Source organism: Citrobacter pasteurii (assembly GCF_019047765.1).
GTDB lineage: Bacteria > Pseudomonadota > Gammaproteobacteria > Enterobacterales > Enterobacteriaceae > Citrobacter > Citrobacter pasteurii.
Map to the genome: position 1 here is coordinate 3,082,270 of NZ_CP077262.1, position 18,496 is coordinate 3,100,765.

The 18,496-nt window shown below is 51.2% G+C and carries 19 protein-coding genes; 4 read left to right on the forward strand and 15 right to left on the reverse strand.

The window, feature by feature from the left end; all coding sequences use genetic code 11:
• Positions 1 to 146: 146 nt before the first annotated feature.
• From kduD to tcyP, 3 genes are all read left to right on the forward strand, one after another.
• Entirely contained in the window at positions 147 to 908 is a 762-nt protein-coding gene (gene kduD, locus I6L54_RS15055; RefSeq protein WP_040233686.1) for a 2-dehydro-3-deoxy-D-gluconate 5-dehydrogenase KduD, read from the forward strand.
• Between the two features lie 83 nt (positions 909 to 991).
• Positions 992 to 1,591 carry a metal-dependent hydrolase gene (locus tag I6L54_RS15060; protein WP_137378466.1) on the forward strand — a complete coding sequence of 200 codons (600 nt, stop codon included), beginning with the start codon at positions 992 to 994 and terminating at the stop codon, positions 1,589 to 1,591.
• A gap of 135 nt (positions 1,592 to 1,726) precedes the next feature.
• Positions 1,727 to 3,118 (forward strand): cystine/sulfocysteine:cation symporter, encoded by a 1,392-nt coding sequence (gene tcyP, locus I6L54_RS15065; RefSeq protein ID WP_005120792.1) that lies wholly within the window; start codon positions 1,727 to 1,729, stop codon positions 3,116 to 3,118.
• Between the two features lie 64 nt (positions 3,119 to 3,182).
• Here tcyP and cedA read toward each other — a convergent pair whose 3' ends face one another.
• The 8 genes from cedA to osmE form a co-directional block, all read right to left on the reverse strand.
• On the reverse strand, positions 3,183 to 3,425 hold the full coding sequence (cedA, locus tag I6L54_RS15070) for a cell division activator CedA (RefSeq protein WP_245163455.1): 243 nt from the start codon (positions 3,423 to 3,425) through the stop codon (positions 3,183 to 3,185).
• 190 nt (positions 3,426 to 3,615) lie between these two features.
• Entirely contained in the window at positions 3,616 to 4,374 is a 759-nt protein-coding gene (gene chbG / locus I6L54_RS15075; RefSeq protein ID WP_040233681.1) for a chitin disaccharide deacetylase, read from the reverse strand.
• A 12-nt stretch (positions 4,375 to 4,386) separates the two neighbouring features.
• Complete coding sequence (locus I6L54_RS15080) at positions 4,387 to 5,742, reverse strand: 6-phospho-beta-glucosidase (RefSeq protein ID WP_005120797.1); 1,356 nt, start codon at positions 5,740 to 5,742, stop codon at positions 4,387 to 4,389.
• A gap of 124 nt (positions 5,743 to 5,866) precedes the next feature.
• Positions 5,867 to 6,709, reverse strand: coding sequence for a transcriptional regulator ChbR (chbR, locus tag I6L54_RS15085; RefSeq protein WP_137378467.1), 843 nt, complete (start codon positions 6,707 to 6,709; stop codon positions 5,867 to 5,869).
• 10 nt (positions 6,710 to 6,719) lie between these two features.
• Positions 6,720 to 7,067, reverse strand: coding sequence for a PTS N,N'-diacetylchitobiose transporter subunit IIA (chbA, locus tag I6L54_RS15090; RefSeq protein WP_005120800.1), 348 nt, complete (start codon positions 7,065 to 7,067; stop codon positions 6,720 to 6,722).
• Between the two features lie 54 nt (positions 7,068 to 7,121).
• Complete coding sequence (gene chbC, locus I6L54_RS15095; RefSeq protein WP_040233680.1) at positions 7,122 to 8,480, reverse strand: PTS N,N'-diacetylchitobiose transporter subunit IIC; 1,359 nt, start codon at positions 8,478 to 8,480, stop codon at positions 7,122 to 7,124.
• Between the two features lie 82 nt (positions 8,481 to 8,562).
• Positions 8,563 to 8,883 (reverse strand): PTS N,N'-diacetylchitobiose transporter subunit IIB, encoded by a 321-nt coding sequence (chbB, locus tag I6L54_RS15100; protein ID WP_003832547.1) that lies wholly within the window; start codon positions 8,881 to 8,883, stop codon positions 8,563 to 8,565.
• A 298-nt stretch (positions 8,884 to 9,181) separates the two neighbouring features.
• A complete protein-coding gene (osmE, locus tag I6L54_RS15105) occupies positions 9,182 to 9,523 on the reverse strand; it encodes an osmotically-inducible lipoprotein OsmE (protein ID WP_040233678.1) in 342 nt (113 codons plus the stop codon).
• A gap of 210 nt (positions 9,524 to 9,733) precedes the next feature.
• Here osmE and nadE point away from each other — a divergent pair, with 210 nt between their 5' ends.
• Entirely contained in the window at positions 9,734 to 10,564 is an 831-nt protein-coding gene (nadE, locus tag I6L54_RS15110) for an NAD(+) synthase (RefSeq protein WP_005120803.1), read from the forward strand.
• Positions 10,565 to 10,621: 57 nt separating this feature from the next.
• On the opposite strand, the gene ves is transcribed toward nadE, so the two are convergent.
• From ves to astC, 7 genes are all read right to left on the reverse strand, one after another.
• Entirely contained in the window at positions 10,622 to 11,197 is a 576-nt protein-coding gene (ves, locus tag I6L54_RS15115) for an environmental stress-induced protein Ves (protein ID WP_005120804.1), read from the reverse strand.
• 352 nt (positions 11,198 to 11,549) lie between these two features.
• Positions 11,550 to 12,035 carry an ATP-independent periplasmic protein-refolding chaperone Spy gene (gene spy, locus I6L54_RS15120; RefSeq protein ID WP_005120805.1) on the reverse strand — a complete coding sequence of 162 codons (486 nt, stop codon included), beginning with the start codon at positions 12,033 to 12,035 and terminating at the stop codon, positions 11,550 to 11,552.
• Positions 12,036 to 12,383: 348 nt separating this feature from the next.
• Entirely contained in the window at positions 12,384 to 13,349 is a 966-nt protein-coding gene (gene astE, locus I6L54_RS15125) for a succinylglutamate desuccinylase (RefSeq protein WP_040233677.1), read from the reverse strand.
• On the reverse strand, positions 13,342 to 14,685 hold the full coding sequence (astB, locus tag I6L54_RS15130; RefSeq protein ID WP_040233675.1) for an N-succinylarginine dihydrolase: 1,344 nt from the start codon (positions 14,683 to 14,685) through the stop codon (positions 13,342 to 13,344). Before astB ends, astE begins: the two co-directional genes overlap by 8 nt.
• The gene (gene astD, locus I6L54_RS15135) at positions 14,682 to 16,160 is read right to left on the reverse strand and encodes a succinylglutamate-semialdehyde dehydrogenase (RefSeq protein ID WP_040233673.1); all 1,479 of its coding nucleotides are present in this window, start codon (positions 16,158 to 16,160) and stop codon (positions 14,682 to 14,684) included. The genes astB and astD overlap by 4 nt, the downstream gene beginning before the upstream one ends.
• Positions 16,157 to 17,191 carry an arginine N-succinyltransferase gene (astA, locus tag I6L54_RS15140; protein WP_005120809.1) on the reverse strand — a complete coding sequence of 345 codons (1,035 nt, stop codon included), beginning with the start codon at positions 17,189 to 17,191 and terminating at the stop codon, positions 16,157 to 16,159. Before astA ends, astD begins: the two co-directional genes overlap by 4 nt.
• Positions 17,188 to 18,408 (reverse strand): succinylornithine/acetylornithine transaminase, encoded by a 1,221-nt coding sequence (gene astC / locus I6L54_RS15145; RefSeq protein ID WP_005120810.1) that lies wholly within the window; start codon positions 18,406 to 18,408, stop codon positions 17,188 to 17,190. The genes astA and astC overlap by 4 nt, the downstream gene beginning before the upstream one ends.
• Positions 18,409 to 18,496 lie beyond the last annotated feature (88 nt).

Below are 18,496 nucleotides of genomic sequence, written 5' to 3' on the forward strand. Positions count from 1 at the left end.
CTCCCGCCGGGCAATGACCATATTGCCCATTTCCTTGCCTTCTCAATATTTTTAAAACACAGTTTCATTTTAATTGTATTTTTATTTAACCTCTTCTATTCTTCTCCTATTGCAAGGCATTAACAGTAAAAATAGCTGAGGTGTACATGGTTCTGGACGCGTTTCGTCTTGAGGGTAAAGTCGCAATCGTCACTGGTTGTGATACCGGGCTTGGACAAGGTATGGCCCTGGCGCTGGCTGAAGCCGGATGTGACGTGGTTGGCGTAAACCGCAAAATCCCGTATGACACCGAGGGAAAAATCACCGCAGTTGGTCGGCGTTTTATGGCTATCCAGGCCGACCTCAGCCAACAGGAGGCGCTATCCAGCATAGTGACGCAAACTGTGGCGGCATTTGGTCGGATCGATATTCTGGTCAACAATGCAGGTACGATTCGTCGCCAGGACGCGCTGGATTTTAGTGAAAAAGACTGGGATGACGTAATGAATCTGAATCTCAAATCCGTTTTCTTTCTGTCGCAGGCGGTGGCGCGCCAGTTTCTGGTTCAGGGTAACGGCGGAAAAATCATTAACATTGCCTCAATGCTCTCTTTCCAGGGGGGGATCCGCGTGCCGTCCTACACCGCATCAAAAAGTGGCGTGCTTGGAATCACCCGCTTACTGGCTAATGAGTGGGCGGCTCAGGGAATTAATGTCAATGCCATCGCACCTGGTTATATGGCGACAAACAATACGCAGCAGTTGCGCGAAGACAGTACGCGTAATCAGCAAATTGTCGATCGTATTCCCGCCGGACGCTGGGGCACACCGGATGACCTGAAAGGCCCGGTCGTTTTTCTCGCCAGCGCTGCCTCTGACTATATTCATGGCTATACGCTGGCCGTAGACGGCGGTTGGTTGGCGCGTTAATCGTGCATTTGTGACAAAGGGTTACAACGTCACCTCTTCCGCCTACTGTATAAAACCCCTATACTGTATGAATTGACAGTTCATTGGGTTTTATCATGACGGCGGAAGGCCATCTCCTTTTTTCTATTGCCTGTGCAGTATTTGCCAAGAATGCCGAGCTAACGCCCATTCTTGCGCAGGGTGACTGGTGGCATATTGTTCCTTCAGCCATTCTAACGTGCCTGCTGCCGGATATTGATCATCCCAAATCCCTGCTGGGACAACGTCTGAAGTGGATATCTAAACCCATTGCCAGGGCATTTGGTCATCGCGGATTTACGCATAGCCTGCTGGCAGTTTTTGCCCTACTGACCACGTTTTACCTGAAAGTCCCTGATAGCTGGATAATCCCGGCTGATGCCTTACAAGGTATGGTTCTCGGTTATCTCAGTCACATTCTGGCCGACATGCTGACTCCGGCAGGCGTTCCCCTGCTTTGGCCCTGCCGCTGGCGTTTTCGTCTGCCCATCCTCGTGCCGCAAAAAGGCAACCAACTGGAACGGTTCCTGTGCATGGCACTGTTCGCGTGGGCAATCTGGATGCCGCAGACCGTACAAGAGAACAGCGCGGTACGCTGGTCATCGCAGATGATTAACACACTACAGATGCAGTTTAATCGTTTTATAACGCACCAGGTTGACTAATAAATCGGCCAAAATGTCATTTTAGGTATAAACAATTCCATTTGAATATAAGAGGCAAGTCACAGTTCTGCTAATCTTGCGCCAACAGAATCGCCATTGCATGGTGATACGCATAATAAGATCAGGAGAACGGGGATGAACTTTCCATTAATCGCGAACATTATCGTGTTCGTAGTACTGCTGTTCGTGCTGGCGCAAGCCCGCCACAAACAGTGGAGTCTGGCCAAAAAAGTACTGGTCGGTCTGGTCATGGGTGTGGTGTTTGGCCTCGCCCTGCATACCATTTATGGCTCCGACAGCCAGGTTCTTAAAGATTCCGTACAGTGGTTCAACATTGTCGGCAACGGTTATGTCCAGTTGCTGCAGATGATTGTCATGCCGCTGGTATTTGCGTCTATTCTCAGCGCCGTTGCGCGTCTGCACAACGCCTCTCAGTTAGGTAAAATCAGCTTCCTGACCATCGGCACGCTGCTGTTTACCACGTTGATTGCCGCACTGGTCGGGGTTCTGGTAACCAACCTGTTCGGTCTGACCGCCGAAGGCCTGGTGCAAGGTGGTGCCGAGACTGCACGTCTGAACGCTATTGAAACCAACTATGTTGGCAAAGTGGCTGACCTCAGCGTGCCGCAGCTGGTGCTGTCGTTTATCCCGAAAAACCCGTTTGCCGATCTGACCGGTGCTAACCCGACGTCGATTATCAGCGTGGTCATCTTTGCTGCATTCCTCGGCGTTGCGGCACTTAAACTGCTGAAAGATGATGCGCCGAAAGGCGAGCGCGTATTAACGGCTATCGATACCCTGCAGAGCTGGGTGATGAAGCTGGTTCGTCTGGTGATGCAGTTGACGCCGTATGGTGTTCTGGCGCTGATGACCAAAGTTGTTGCCGGTTCCAACCTGCAGGACATCATTAAGCTGGGTAGCTTCGTCGTTGCCTCATATCTCGGCCTGGGCATTATGTTCGTCGTACACGGTATCCTGCTGGGTATTAACGGCGTTAGCCCACTGAAATACTTCCGCAAAGTCTGGCCGGTACTGACTTTCGCCTTCACCAGCCGTTCCAGTGCCGCCTCTATTCCACTGAACGTTGAAGCGCAAACCCGCCGTCTGGGCGTCCCTGAGTCCATCGCCAGCTTTGCCGCCTCTTTTGGTGCAACGATTGGTCAAAACGGTTGTGCGGGTCTGTACCCGGCGATGCTGGCCGTGATGGTGGCACCAACTGTCGGCATTAACCCGCTGGACCCAATGTGGATTGCCACGCTGGTGGGTATCGTGACCGTCAGTTCCGCAGGGGTTGCGGGTGTGGGCGGCGGCGCGACCTTCGCGGCACTGATCGTACTGCCTGCCATGGGTCTGCCGGTCACACTGGTTGCTCTGTTGATCTCTGTTGAACCGCTGATTGATATGGGCCGTACCGCATTGAACGTTAGCGGTTCCATGACCGCTGGTACGCTTACCAGCCAATGGCTGAAACAGACCGATAAAACGATTCTGGACAGCGACGATCACGCCGAACTGGCGCATCGCTAACAGCCTGTCTGCGCAAAACAAAAAACCGCCGGTGAGTTATGCTCCGGCGGTTTTTTTTATCCGATTAATCGATCAGTTCGTTTTCCTGGCGAATCTGGTTAGCCCAGCGCTGGGCGGACTCCGGAACCGTAAATGCAGGCGAACGCTGAAACGCCTCCCCCATTAAGACAAAAGCGACATATTTTCCGCGCAGTATCCATACGTCACGAAACGCATCCATTTTCACCGCATGCTCTGGCGGAGCGGGCTCCACGCGAGGAACATAGCTGATAACCGGACGATTTTGTTGGCGAAGAGGTTTCATAATCAGTTGCTTCACTAAAGACAAATTCTAAAAATCTGAAAAACGCTATCTTAGCTGATTTTACCCCTGGACGGTGCAAAAACAGTGAATTCGTGAAGTGGGTGGCGATAATGGGGGGGACAGAGAGGTTGCAGCAAACATCAATGACGCAGACAAAAAAATGCGGCGCACCGACGCGCCGCCAACTCAGGAATTAAACGTTCAGAAAACTGCCAAGACGATAACCGCGCTCCGCAATAGCATATTTCAGTGACGAAGACGTCAGTACGTCAAGCTCAGTTAAACGGGGGTAACAGTAGGCACTTTGTCGAATGATGTCATCGATAAACGCCGGATGACACATCACTTCCAGCGAGGACTCTCCCCGGTCTGCTGACGCGTCAAGCATCTGCAAGAACAACGCTTCGGAAATCGCTTCGCCATAAAACTCGCTGCTGAATCCCTGGGAAGTCCGTAACGTTTGTGGAAAGTCAGACGCCTGAAATACCGTCTGACGATCGATCCGTAACGCAATCCCCTTTTGGGCAGCAAACCCGGCCACTATAGGGAAGAGCCGCGGGAACATATGCACATGGTGATGGCTATCCAGATGCGTTGGCTCCCGCCCGAACAGGTCAATAAAACGCTGATACTGCGCGGCCAGTTCCTGTGAAATTTCATCCAGCGGCAGAGAGTCTTCCTCAGCCATCTGCCAGATCCATTTCCCGAGCACCCCTTCACGAGTAAGGCCTGGCATTGCCGTCAACGGCCTGCCCAGCGTCAGAACAAAGTGCATTCCGACGGCAAGTTCAGGTATGTCGCGACTCAGCTGTACCGCATGGTCAATTGCCGCGCCGTTAACCAGCGCCGTTGTCGAGGTGACAACACCATTACGACAGGCTTCAACAATGCCGTAGTTTTGTCCTTTGCTCAGGCCAAAATCATCCGCATTCACAATCAGTACGCGTTCCATAACCGACCTCAGTTAGTGTTGTTCGCTTTTGAGTTTCTCGATGCACCCGGCGAAATTTGGCAACCATTTTTCATGCGCCAGGATCAGCTCACGCGCCAGAATTTCAGCATCAGTGTCTGAATGCACCAGTGGACTCAGGTTTAACGCCAACAGTACATCATTCAACTCGCCGCTCAGCGCCGCATTGCTCGCCGCCACTTCAAAACCTTTAATGGTATAGATAAGGCCCAGGACCTTTTCATCGAAATGGGTGATACGTGGGTGCGGAGTTGCACCATTGCGCCCCAGCGTGCAGGTCATCTCAACGGCCCAGTCCGCAGGAATATTATCAACATGGCCATGATGAGGAATGTTGACGTAATGTTCGGTCTGTTTGTCGTTGTAGATAGCATTGATGACTTCACACGCGGCATCAGAGTAATAAGCCCCGCCACGCTGTTCCAGCTCTTTCGGCTTAATATTCAACTCAGGATTTTTATACAGATCAAACAGTTGCTTCTCAACTTTTTGTACCACCTGAGCGCGCGCGCCGCCCTTATAGTATTCGCCCATTTCAATCGCCAGCATCTCTTTTGGCTTGAAGTAGTACAACAAATACGAGCACGGCAGCAGTCTCAGTGAACGAATCAGCCCTTCACTGAACGGCAGATCGAAGATGTTCTTCACCCCAGAGGCTTTCAACTGACCCGACGCAACGCCGTCCAGCAGTTCATCAAAGCGTGACACACCGTTGACCAGAACATCCTTAATGAAGACCATATGGTTCAGACCAAACAGGTCGATGGATAAGTCATCACTCTCTTTCAGCGCCAGCACGTCGCTGATGAACATTTTCATACCGATCGGAATATTACATACGCCGATGAATTTCTTGAAATTCGTATGGCGATAAACCGCCTCAGTCACCATCCCGGCTGGGTTAGTGAAGTTGATCACCCACGCATTCGGGCACAGTTCTTCCACATCTTTCACAATATCAAAGATAACCGGAATAGTACGCAGGCCTTTGAACAGCCCACCAGCGCCGTTGGTTTCCTGCCCCAGATACCCGTGGCTCAGCGGAATGCGTTCATCCTTTTCACGGGCTTGCAGTTGCCCAACCCGCAACTGGGTAGTAACGAAATCAGCATCTTTCAGCGCTTCGCGGCGATCCAGCGTTTTATACACTTTCATCGGGACGCCAGCTTTATCAATCATGCGCTGGCAGAGGTCAAAAATAATGTCCAGCTTCTCTTTACCGCCGTCGACATCCACCAGCCACAATTCAGAGACCGGTAATTCATGATAACGCTTAATAAAGCCTTCAAGTAATTCAGGGGTGTAGCTGCTCCCGCCACCGATAGTGACGACTTTTAATTTCTGGCTCATAATTTCTCCCTTCAGTGTAAAAACACTGACACGTATTATGCTCAACCCATTCGTCAGGTATAGCGTGGCTGTCCCGACGCTATTTTGGGCAAGCGATAAAAAATGGTTTATTGGCAAATAATATTTACTGATTAAATTCAGTTAATTTCTTACGGTAGCTATTAGGTGTAAACGACGTCAGCTTTTTAAACGTTTTAATAAACAGGCTCGGACTACTGTAACCAGACTCATAGGCAATATCAGTTACAGAATAGTTAGTCATTTCCAGCTGTTTTTTAGCAAAATTAATGCGGATTTCATTAATAATCTGCATTGGCGTTTTACTGTAATAACGCTGAGTTGCACGGGTCAGATACTCCTGGGATTTCGCGGACAGGTGTACCATATTTTCCAGCGCATTTTCGCTGAACTGCCTTTTGTCATGCATGCTTTCCACTGTAGTTTTAAGCCACTGTGGAATATCATCCAGCACCTGCTCTTCCCGGTGATGGCGTAACCGATTAATAATATAGAAGGTGACCACTTCTACAAATTCATCCAGTCCGCTTTCACGAAAATTCAGTGATGCTATAACCGTTTCGATGTAGGTAAGGAACGAGCTGTTCGCCCGATACACCTGCGATGCAACGAAACAAAATGGCAGCAACGGGTGGTAGTGTTGTTCAAAAAAACGTTTACTGATACCAACGTTAAGAATTCGCGTCGCGCCGAAATCATAGAAACTTTGGTGGTGCGATCCCAACGGGATAAAGACAAAGTCTCCGCGCTCAAGCAGTACACGCTTACCGTTGATTTCCTGATAGTAACGTCCAGTTAATACAAGGGTAAATTCGTAGTAATCATGCTGATGCAGCCCACTGATGCTCTCAGTTTTGTTATAGATGAACACATGAAAATTTTTGCCATTAAAAAGCTGCTGCTCATAGACGGTTTTGATTTCCGGTGCGTTAATCTGTAGCTGCATTATACACTCCTCGCTATTTCAGCTTCTCGTGAAGCTCAATCAGTTCTGCCACCAGTTCACGTGCCAGCATCGACGTCATCAGGTGGTCCTGCGCATGGACCAGCACCAGGCTGACTTTCATTTTACCTTCACCCTGATCGCCTTCAATCAGTTTGGTCTGGACAAGGTGTGCTTCGTTCAGCGCCATGCGAGACTGTTCCATCATGGTCTTCGCTGACTCAAAATCACCCTGTTTGGCCAATTTGAGCGCGCCGTACGCCAGACTACGTGCCTGACCCGAGTTGATGATGAGCCCCATCACCACTTCTTCAAGCTCTTCTGCTTCTGACTGCGTGTCGACGATATTTTCGATATCTAACATACTCTTTTCCTCTGGTTCAGTCCGGCATGGCCGCATAGCCATGCCGGATTAAATTTAGAATTTCAATGCGTTAGCGATATCTTCTTCGCTTTCTTCTTTATCAATTACGTTCTGAGCTTTGTTGGCGACGACCACGAATGGCAGGTACACCAGCGTTGCGATACCAAGGTTAAACAACGCGACCAGCAGAGCAGCGACGCTACCGTTGGTGTTAAAGAATGCGCCCAACCCGGTTGGCATAGTCCACGGTGCAATGTTGGTAATCGGTGGAATAATGCCTGTGTAATAAGCGGCCAGGGTAATCGCTGCCAGAATCGGCTGAACCAGGATGAATGGAATAAACATAACCGGGTTCATGATAATCGGCAGACCGAACAGAATGGGTTCGTTAATCTGGAACAGACCTGATGGCAGTGCCAGTTTTGCTACCTGACGATAATCAGCGCGTCGAGAAGCCAGGAAGATAGCAATAATCAGACCCAGCGTTGCCCCACTCCCTCCCAGGAAAATATAGGAGTCCAGCATCGGCTTCGCCCAGACGTGGAACGTCTTACCGGCTTCCAGTGCCGCGTCTACGGAACCAAACTGTTGGTAGATAGAGATGTTTTCCAGCGCCCAGGGGGTCATGATACCGCTGTCCAGTGCAGTCAGTGCCAAAGAACCGTGAATACCAAAGAACCACAACAGCGGAACAAAAATCACGTACGCCCAACCCACCACGCTACCCAGTGACGCCAGCGGAGTCGAAATGGAATCCATGATGATCTGGTGGAAGTTCGTTCCCCAGGTGTTCAACGCCCAGGCGATGATCCCCATAATAGAGAGGATAATGAAGCCAGGAATCAGTGCAGAGAAGGAGCGAGAAACAGAGGCCGGAACGCTATCAGGTAATTTAATAACCCAATTACGATGCACGACGAAGGTGAACATTTCCGCGACCACCAGGCCGATAATAATACCGGAAATAATGTTCGCACCGCCCAGCCAGTTAGCACCCACGGCATAGGCTTCTCCCACGCTGTATGGTGTGACTGTCATAAATGCGGCGACAGATAATAAACCAGCAGCCAGCGCATCGACTTTGCGTTCTTCCGCCAACGCCATACCGATAAAGAATGGCGCCATCAATGACATAATACCCAGCGTACCGTTATAGACGTTCCCACCAATGCCTTTTAAACTATTTAGTGTTTCAATAGTTGAAGCATCAAGTCGAATGCCCATGGAATAAAAAAACGACCCCTCCCCAAAGCTCAGGAAAACGTTATTGATTAATACAAACATAGCCCCTGCGAGGGTTAACGGCATTAAACGAATAAAACCGTTTTTGATTGCATTAACGTGTGGCTGCTTTCCAATTTTTACAGCAAAAGGAAGGAGTACCTTTTCAAGTGAAGCAATAGCGTTACTCATAGAAAAATACCCTTAAATACCGCAATTAACGATTGCGGTGAATGTTAATGAAATAACTCTTTGACGGGAAAATTTAAAATAATTAATTTGCTGCGGCTTTTTTAATTGCTGCAACTGCAGCCTTAAGCACGCCTAAACCATCGACTTTGCCATACAACAGCGAGTCAATCACTTCTACAGGTTTGTTGGGTAACAAACGCTGAATTTCGGGCAACATATAAGCAATCTGTGGACCTAATAACACAACATCGGCTACTGGGCCTTTTTCTCCGGCCAGCGTTTCGGGAAACGCTTCAATGATAACCGGCACTTCGTATTTTTCAGCCTGAGCACGCATCTTCGAGACCAACAAAGAAGTCGACATGCCCGCAGAACAAAACAGATAAATGTGTTTCTTTTCCATTAAAACGATCCTCATGTGCGATTATCTGTGTACCAGACACTCCGCAAGCCATAACCTGCATCCATGCTCTGGGTAACTTGCGTCAGCTAAATTACTTTTTTAGGTGGCTGAAATGAGTATACGGGATTGCACCGGTGGATGGTATTTCCTTGACTAACTAAATTGTCTCTCCTTGACCTGTGGTTATGACACCCCTCACACTTCGGGCAAATAATTCGCGACAATAAATAAGATCGCATGGCACAAAAAAACCGGCACAGCGGCCGGTTCGTCAGAGTGCTCAGGCAATAAACAGTTGTTACTTCTTCACTGCCTGCGGGTCGGTGTCGTACTCCGCACAGGTCTGGTAGCCGGAATTAATCACGTGCCCAGTATCATCTAATGCAACAAAATAGGTCTCTGCTTTACCATCTCGTTGACCCAGGATGTAGGTCTGACATGTACCACGCGCATGGATCATGCTGACTTCAGATGAGGGCTTGCCGGCAATCTGCGCCACTTGCGCCCGGCTCATCCCTTTCTTCACATCTTTCACCACGGGCTGCACAAATTGGTCTTTGGTACGATCGTAAGCCGTACAGCCTGCCAGCATAGTCAATACCGCCGCTGCACTCAGAATTCCTGTTAGATTCTTGTTCATATTCCGTCCTCTTGTTTTTCAGCGTGTTATATAAGCCTGGAGCACAACAACGCATTTTTCAAGCTGTCAGTTGCTACTCGGGTCATTTCAGAAAATTCTATCAAAACAAAATGATGTTATATCCGGCTGCATCCCTTGTCGTTTGGACGTCAACGCGTTAGCTTTAACACATCGTTATTTTTGATCATTTCATTTTTCACAGGGGGTTAAATGACTCTGCAGCAAGAGATAATCCGGGCACTTGGCGCCAAGCCACATATTAATGCAGAAGAGGAAATTCGCCGCAGCGTGGATTTTCTGAAATCGTACCTCAAAACCTACCCTTTCCTTAAATCACTGGTGTTAGGGATTAGCGGCGGGCAGGACTCAACCCTGGCCGGAAAGTTATGCCAAATGGCGATTTCCGAGTTACGTGTGGAAACGGGTAACGATGCTTTGCAGTTTATTGCCGTGCGCCTGCCTTATGGTGTGCAGGCCGATGAACAGGACTGTCAGGACGCGATAGCGTTCATACAACCTGACCGTGTACTCACCGTCAACATCAAAGGCGCGGTATTAGCCAGCGAGCAGGCATTGCGTGAAGCAGGTATTGAACTGAGCGATTTTGTGCGCGGCAATGAAAAAGCCCGCGAGCGTATGAAGGCACAATACAGTATCGCCGGAATGACCAGCGGTGTTGTCGTGGGTACCGATCACGCCGCAGAGGCCATTACCGGATTCTTTACCAAATATGGCGATGGCGGTACTGACATTAACCCAATATTCCGCCTCAACAAGCGTCAGGGTAAGCAGCTTCTTGCAGCATTGGGTTGCCCTGAGCATTTATACAAGAAAGCGCCAACCGCCGACCTCGAAGACGATCGTCCCTCTCTGCCAGATGAAGCCGCATTAGGCGTTACCTACGACAACATTGACGATTATCTGGAAGGAAAAACGTTGGATGCCGACGTTGCGAAGAAAATTGAAGGCTGGTACGTGAAGACGGAACACAAACGTCGCCCACCGATTACGGTGTTTGACGACTTCTGGAAAAAATCGTAATTCGCTGATTTACCCGTGCCGGATAACCACAAAATGGTTTATCCGGCTCAAACGACGTCATTGCACCGAATCAGGCGAAAAACCTGGCTTCCAGTTAATCTCACTAAACAACAACTTCCCCTCGCGCTCCAACAGTCGCAACGTATGCTTACCGTCATGCCAGCACGCCCCCTGGTCAGCCGTCAGCAACTTATCCCCCAGTTGCCAGGCTCCGCTAATAACAAATACCACGCCGCCACGCGAACCAAAGGTCGTAAACGTCCGGTCAGCCACACGAACTTTAGCCTGGCAAACATCCCGACGGGTCATGATATTAAAATCCATCGACATCTGCCCTGCCGTCAGCTTCGCTTTTACCACGCGGTCGCCGGCGAAAGTAAAAGGCTGATGCTGTTTTAGGATATGCGGTAGCGTGTTAGCGCCTTCCAGCGTGACTTCTCCCCCTTCGAGCAGCGTAATAACGCGCTCAACTCCGGGGAAGAGTGAAAATTCGCCGTTCGCAGCAATGGAGGCAATACTCGCCCGCCAGTGAAAGTCGCGCGTTGCTGGCGGAAAACAACATATTTCACGCGTTTCTCCCGCACCATTACGCCAGAGATTAACCGGCATTTTGCGGATATCAAAGTACTCCATCATCCCTCCAGAAAGGCACTGTGCGCCGACATGCCGTCATCAGGCAGCCAAATCATCATTGTTATCATTCACCCTGTTCGTTGTTATCGGCAGCAGAGTTGATTTGCCTTAGCGATGACCATGGCGTTTTGCTAAAAAGTTTAACGCGCTGATCCAGGTGGTATTTTCGCGGGCCTCAGGAGCATAACGTGTCCGAAGCGCTGTGCAATAGGTAGGAAAGAAAAAACCGCCGATCCTGCCCACATCGTTAAACGTGTTGTGGACAAGGCCGGCGGTCTTGAGTTTTTTTTCACGCTGTCCGGGGCAATCTGCTCCGACACAGCGTGAATGATTGAGTATAGACGCCTACCGATTATTCGGCAGCCTGTGGCATTTTACCTTTCTGTTCAGCTCGTTCTGTCAGACGCTTCTCAAAATTGGCATTAAACTGCTTTTTCTGTTCCGGGGTCAGAATGTTGTAAATTTTGTTCTGCGTTTCCATATGCGCCAGCATGTTAGCTTTGCGCTGCTCTTCCATTTTCGCAATCTGCGCTTCAGCTTTCGCTTTATCGAAGCTATCGCTGGCGATGATATCGTGCATTGCACGACGTTCTTCCAGCGGAGGACGTTTCATCTGATCGCGCTGACCTTTCATGATGTCGCGGATCTGCTGCTTCTGTGCATCGGTCAGGTTCAGGTCTTTAAACATCATGTCATGATGCGGGGCAAACTTACCGTTGTGGTGCATCATCGGTTTGGCATCTGCCGGAGCTGCTGTGGTAGCATCAGCGGCATGAGCCAGGTTTGCAGCGCCCAGCGCCAGGGTAGAGGCAACAAACAGAGCAGTCAATTTACGCATAATTTCTATCCTTCCTTTCAGTTATTCTTACGACATTCATGCGATGCTTATGCAATGTGATGTCGTGTTGACGGGATTAACTTTACCGGCTTAAGCGTCAATTAATCAGAGCAACGGTAAAACAATGAAAGTGTAAAAAACAAACTTTCATCAATTATGAAGAAAAAAAGAATAAATTGCGGAGAGTTGAAATAAAAAATTACAACATAATGATTTTGAAAGGATTATGAAGAACTATACCTGAACTCTGGTTATTAAGAAAGCAGCTTACCAGGAATAATCCGTAATAAATACAAACAGCACGCAAAAATAAGCCCTTAGAGATTAACCCAAGGGCGGATATATCTTTTACAACCTTTCCAGCATCAGTCCCGCGCGTAAACCACAGGCCACATTTGGATTAGGAAAGAGAACATATTCAACGTTATGGGTGACGATAAAACGTTCATCACCATCCTGAGCCAGCACGGTTCCCTCTTTAAATGCGGTAAAGTTCAGCGTCTGGTTGTCCATGTAGAGAATGAAATCGTCGCTGCGCCGTGTAATTTGCGCCACCACGCGATAGCGTAGCGGCGGTGTTTCAACTGCCGCTACGGGTCTGCCTGTCAACAACATTGCCAGCGCCTGCGCAGTGTGAGCAAACTGTGACAGGTTGTTTTGCCCAAACGGCAGCGCCTTGCCCAGCTCCAGCGTGCAGGCCAACGCACCAAAATGCTCTCCACTAAAATGGGTAAACGTTCCGCCTGGCGCCTGGTGGAAAACCAGAGCCTCCAGCCCCGCATCCCCCAACCAGTGAAGAAACGCCTCATCCCATGCCACATCACGCTGCGGTAGCACGCCAAAACGCAAATGACGTGACCCGCGAATAGCCGTGTGGAGATCGAGATGCCAGCGAACAGGTACCTTTGCCCGCGCGTAAAAATCTTCCAGACTCAGCTCAAGCTCGCGGGCACGCCGTGTTTCACCGCTCTCATCGAAGAGCTGCCAGCGGCCACCAAACATACGGTTCAGATCGCTATGACAATAGCGTTTGCCCGCAGCTAACGCCTGCGGATTGCCCAGGATCAGCAATAGCCGCCATGTCAGCGGCAGCGTGCCGCTAAACAATCCGGACAACAATGTATCCAGTATTTCTACTGGTGCGGTTTCATTACCATGAATGCCTGCAGACAAAACCAGCGAACGCTCAACCGGAACAACCGGCGTCAGCTCCAGCATGCCATGCCCAATCCATTGCCAGTCAAAACCATGAGCTTTCCCCCGGGTGGCATCTGGCGAATCCCCCGCAAGCGTCAGCGCAAGGAAATTATCCATGGCGTGCACGCTCCTGCTGGAAGGGATACACCGAACCGAGGTTGAGTAATTGTGTCAACGTATCCAATGCTTCACGCCCTTCGCGCAGCAACTGCGGGTCGGCAAGATCGGCGGCGGTAAGGCGATCGCGATAGTAACGATCAACCCAGTTATTCAGCGTGTTAAACAGCGCATCGTTCATGAGAACCGCCGGGTTCACCGCCTGTTGCTCCTGTGGGGTTAACACGACCCGAAGGCGCAGACACGCCGGGCCACCACCGTTGGACATGCTTTCGCGCAGATCGAATACCCGTAGATCGTCAATCGGGTTGTCATCTTCAAGCAGACGGTTTAAATAATGCCATACCCCTGCATGCTCCCGGCATTCCTGCGGCAAGACCAACATCATTGAACCGTCATCACGACTGAGTAGCTGGCTGTTAAACAGATATGTTGCCACGGCATCCTGCACTGACACTTCCGCCAGGGGAACTTCCAGCGCCGTAAATCCCGCCACCTGGCTATGCAACTGCTGTAACAAAGCCTGCTGGTTGGCAAACGCCAATTCATGACAAAACAGCACCTGACGATTTGATACCGCAATAACATCGTTATGAAACACACCAAGATCGATAACATCCGGGTTTTGTTGAGCAAAGATAATCTGATGAGGGTTCACCTGATTCAGGCGCGCAACAGCCTCGCTGGCCTCACGTGATTGCCTCGCCGGATAATGCTTCGGATGCGCGCCGTTGCCCTCTTCACGACCATAGACAAACACCTGTACGCCGGGATCACCATAATCACCACCGAGACGGTTATGGTTTGCCGCGCCTTCATCACCCAGTAACGCAACCTGTGGCAATGCACTATGAACCGTAAAGCGGCTCTCATCACGGAAAATCGCGCTTAGCAACGCTTCTGTGGTCGGAGCCTCCAGCGAACGGTGAAACTTGTTATTCAGATTCGCTACCGCCAGATGCACTTTCCCGTCCAGCGAATCTGCCGAAGGACAGACCGTTGCCGCATTCGCCACCCACATCGGCGAAGCGGAACTGGCACTGGAAAGCCAGTGAGGTGCCTGACGTGCCACCTTTTCCAGTACCTGTTCGTCACTGCCGCTAAATCCCAACTGGCGCAGCACGGGAATATAGGGGCGCTCGTGAGGTGGGATCACCGCCTGCGGGAATCCGGCATCGGCCAACGCCTTCATCTTCAATAAGCCCTGTTTCGCCGCCAGACGGGGATTCGAGACCTGAAAACGGTGTCGGGTTGAGGCCTCATTGCCAAATGACAACCCCGCATAATGGTGTGTCAGTCCCACCAGACCGTCGAAATTTACTTCGCGCGCTTTCATGGCTTATCCTCGCATGAAAAATCGAGTCCTGGGCTAAGCGCTGTCGGCAGCGTCAGGGTCGGAGATTCCAGGCTCGCCATCGGCCAGGCGCAATAATCTGCGGCATACCACGCACTGGCGCGATGGTTGCCTGAGGCACCAATCCCACCAAACGGCGCAGTGCTTGCCGCGCCGGTTAGCGGCTTATTCCAGTTGACGATGCCCGCACGAGCTTCCAGTAGCAATTGGTCAAACTGATTGCGATCCGGTGAAACCAGTCCGCACGACAAACCAAAGCGGGTATTGTTGGCCATGCGAATCGCATCATCAAAGCTGTCATAACGCCAGACACCGAGCAGCGGGCCGAAGACCTCTTCATCCGCGACATTCGCCACGCCGGTTAGCTCAATAATGCCAGGGGTCAACAGTGAAGTCCCCGCTTGTACCTGGCGTGGTGCCAGCAGGGTTCGTCCTCCCTGCGCTTCAAGGCGTTTCCAGGCGTCACAAACATGTTGCGCGGCCTGTTCAGAAATAAGCCCGCCAATAAACGGCTGCGGTTGTGCATCCCAGTTGCCGGGCATCAAACGCTGGCTGACATCCACCAGCCGCGCCAGAAACGCATCGCCCTGCGCCCCTTTTTTAACCAGCAGACGACGGGCACAGGTACACCGTTGCCCGGCTGTAACAAACGCTGACTGAATAGTCAGATGTACCGCCGCATCAATATCTTCGGGGTTCTCGATAATCAGCGGGTTGTTCCCTCCCATCTCCAGCGCGAGGATCTTTTCCGGCTGGCCAGATAGCTGACGATGTAACTGATAACCCGTATTTGCGCTACCGGTAAACAGCAGGCCATCAAGATCTTCCAGCGCACTCAATGCCTGTCCTGTTTCGCGCCCACCCTGTACCAGGTTCAATACGCCCGGCGGTAATCCCGCCTGTTCCCACAGTTTGGTAACCGCCTCACCGGTCCACGGCGTCAGCTCGCTGGGCTTGAAAATCAGCGTATTGCCAGCCAACAGCGCCGGAACGATATGACCATTAGGTAAATGACCGGGGAAGTTATACGGGCCAAACACGGCCAGAACACCGTGTGGGCGATGACGTAACGTCGCAGCGCCATCTGGCAGCGCGTTATGCTGTTCCCCGGTACGGATGTGATACGCCTTCACTGAGATGGCAATTTTATTGATCATCGCCGTCAGCTCGGTTGCAGCTTCCCAGCGCGGCTTGCCGGTTTCCCGTGCAATGATCGCCGTCAGTTCTGCTTTATTACTCTCCAGCAGCGTCGCGAATTTCTCGACAATGTCCAGGCGGGCGGCAAAAGCCTGTTTCGCCCAGCCCGGAAAGGCTGTCCGCGCCGCCTTGCATGCCAGTGCGACCTGAGTCGCATCGGCATCATTGCCTTGCCACAGCACGTCCCCGCTCACCGGGTTCGTTTTCACCCGACGTGCGCCCAGCCCGGTCACCCAGTCACCGTTTATCCATAATGTCATGCTGCTTTCTCCTCTGCACAAAGACGCACAAAACGTACATGGTCACCCGCGTGGCATTTCAGGGCGTCCAGTTGCGCTGCCGTCAGCACCAGTCGTTGGGTATTCGGGTCGGCACGCACTAACATGACGCGGAAGTTTTGGTAATTTTCATTAGCAACCAGGCAGGCAGGATATTCGCCCGACGCAGGCTGACCTTCAGCCACTTCCACCAGTCGACTTTTGCGGATAGCACGTACCCGGTCGATATCGCATTCCAGCGTCGGCCCGCCGTCGAAAATATCGATATAGTTGCGGTAGCGAAATCCTTCTTTCTCCAGCACCGCTCGGGCTGGCGCTGTTTGCGGATGCACTTCGCCAATCACGCTTTGTGCCTCTTCCGACAGGAAGTGAGTGTAAATAGGGTGTTTAGGCATCAGCTCAGCAATAAAGGCTTTTTGTCCGGTGCCACAGAGAAAATCTGCGCGGCTGAATTCCATTGAGAAAAAGCGCTTGCCAAGGCTTTGCCAGAATGGTGAATAACCGTGTTCATCAATGACACCCCGCATCTCTGCAACGACTTTTTCGTTAAAACGGTCACGAAACGCCGCCATAAACATAAAACGCGACTTCGACAGCAAGTAACCGTTACCTTCTTTACGCCAGTCCGGATCGAGAAACAGAGTGCAAAGCTCACTGCTTCCAGTGTGATCGTTACTGAGAAACAGCGTTGGCAATGCGTTATAGACATTCAACTCTTTCGAAGCATGAACCAGCGTACCAACACGGTAGTTATACCAGGGATCGTTAAGCCCTACCGCCACTTCAATAGCACAAATCCCCGCCACGGTTCCGGTGGCGCTGTCTTCCAAGACAAAAACGTAGCCCTGCTCGCTTTTAGGCAACTCGCCTCGCCAGGTTTTCAACGAACGATCAATACGCGCCGCCAACGTGGCTTCATTTGCGGGTAATGACGTCAACCCACCGCCAGTCTTACCGGCAAGCTGCATTAACGCGGTGATATCCTCGTGTTCAATGGGACGGATCACCATCATGATGAACCTCCTGCTTTAATGCGTTCGCAGGCCAGCGCAAAACGATCCAGCCCGGTTGCCACCTCTTCCTGGCTGACGTTTAGCGCTGGCGCGAAACGCACCACATTCGCACCGGCAATCAGTACCATCACCCCGGCGATGGCCGCTTCTTGCGAGATGAGTTTCGCTTTCCCGGCAAATTCCGCATTCAGCACGCAGCCGATCAGCAGTCCCAGCCCTCGAATCTCGCTAAACAGGCCAAAACGTTCGTTAATGGCGTTAATACGTTCCACAAACCAGTCGTGTCGCTGCTTCACTCCGTTAAGCACTTCCGGCGTGTTAACAATTTCCAGCAGCTTTCCCGCCACGGCAGTGGCTAATGGATTTCCGCCGTACGTTGTGCCGTGCGTACCCACCGTCATCACACTGGCGCAATGCTCTGTCGCCAGCAGTGCGCCGATAGGGAAACCGCCGCCCAGCGCCTTTGCGGTAGTCAGCAGGTCCGGCGTAACGCCGTAATGCATATAGGCATACAGCTCGCCAGTACGGCCAACTCCGGTCTGAACCTCATCAAAAATCAGCAGTGCATTATGACGATCGCATAATTCACGCAGCCCCTGTAAAAACGCGGTGGTTGCCGGCACCACACCGCCTTCGCCCTGTACAGGCTCGACGATGACCGCACAGGTGGTGTCATCAATCAGTTGACTGGCAGAATCGAGATCGTTATACACCGCGTGGCGAATATCCGGCGGTAGTGGTGCAAAATCCTGTGAATAGGCGGGCTGCCCCCCGGCACTGACGGTAAACAGCGTGCGACCGTGGAAAGCATTTTTAAATGCCACAATGCCACTTTTCTGGCTGCCAAACCGATCGTGGGCAAATTTACGCGCCAGCTTTAGCGCGGCTTCGTTGGCCTCTGCGCCGGAGTTGCAGAAGAAGACCCGCTCGGCAAACGTCGCGTCGATAAGCTTCTTCGCCAGACGCAATACCGGTTCGTTGGTGTAACCGTTACCGGTATGCCAGAATTTGCTGGCCTGATCGTTTAATGCCTCACGCAATGCCGGATGTGCATGCCCCAGTGCGTTTACCGCAATGCCTCCCGCGAAATCGATATACTCTTTACCCTGTTGATCCCACAGACGTGAACCTTCACCACGCACCGGAATAAAAGGCGCCGGGGCATAGACAGGCATCATCCATTCATCAAAATTATCACGCGTAACTGACAGAGACATAGCGACCTCAACGGTAAATAAAAGGTTATTTATATGTTAATAAATATAGTGTTTGCGGTGTAAATGTAGATTGCAGGGTTCGTGCCAG

Bases quoted from the DNA above. Each gene is read 5' to 3' on its own strand.
- kduD (WP_040233686.1), top strand. From the start codon at position 147: ATGGTTCTGGACGCGTTTCGTCTTGAGGGTAAAGTCGCAATCGTCACT.
- tcyP (WP_005120792.1), top strand. From the start codon at position 1,727: ATGAACTTTCCATTAATCGCGAACATTATCGTGTTCGTAGTACTGCTG.
- chbG (WP_040233681.1), bottom strand. From the start codon at position 4,374: ATGGAACGCGTACTGATTGTGAATGCGGATGATTTTGGCCTGAGCAAA.
- I6L54_RS15080 (WP_005120797.1), bottom strand. From the start codon at position 5,742: ATGAGCCAGAAATTAAAAGTCGTCACTATCGGTGGCGGGAGCAGCTAC.
- chbA (WP_005120800.1), bottom strand. From the start codon at position 7,067: ATGTTAGATATCGAAAATATCGTCGACACGCAGTCAGAAGCAGAAGAG.
- chbC (WP_040233680.1), bottom strand. From the start codon at position 8,480: ATGAGTAACGCTATTGCTTCACTTGAAAAGGTACTCCTTCCTTTTGCT.
- chbB (WP_003832547.1), bottom strand. From the start codon at position 8,883: ATGGAAAAGAAACACATTTATCTGTTTTGTTCTGCGGGCATGTCGACT.
- osmE (WP_040233678.1), bottom strand. From the start codon at position 9,523: ATGAACAAGAATCTAACAGGAATTCTGAGTGCAGCGGCGGTATTGACT.
- nadE (WP_005120803.1), top strand. From the start codon at position 9,734: ATGACTCTGCAGCAAGAGATAATCCGGGCACTTGGCGCCAAGCCACAT.
- ves (WP_005120804.1), bottom strand. From the start codon at position 11,197: ATGGAGTACTTTGATATCCGCAAAATGCCGGTTAATCTCTGGCGTAAT.
- spy (WP_005120805.1), bottom strand. From the start codon at position 12,035: ATGCGTAAATTGACTGCTCTGTTTGTTGCCTCTACCCTGGCGCTGGGC.
- astE (WP_040233677.1), bottom strand. From the start codon at position 13,349: ATGGATAATTTCCTTGCGCTGACGCTTGCGGGGGATTCGCCAGATGCC.
- astB (WP_040233675.1), bottom strand. From the start codon at position 14,685: ATGAAAGCGCGCGAAGTAAATTTCGACGGTCTGGTGGGACTGACACAC.
- astD (WP_040233673.1), bottom strand. From the start codon at position 16,160: ATGACATTATGGATAAACGGTGACTGGGTGACCGGGCTGGGCGCACGT.
- astA (WP_005120809.1), bottom strand. From the start codon at position 17,191: ATGATGGTGATCCGTCCCATTGAACACGAGGATATCACCGCGTTAATG.
- astC (WP_005120810.1), bottom strand. From the start codon at position 18,408: ATGTCTCTGTCAGTTACGCGTGATAATTTTGATGAATGGATGATGCCT.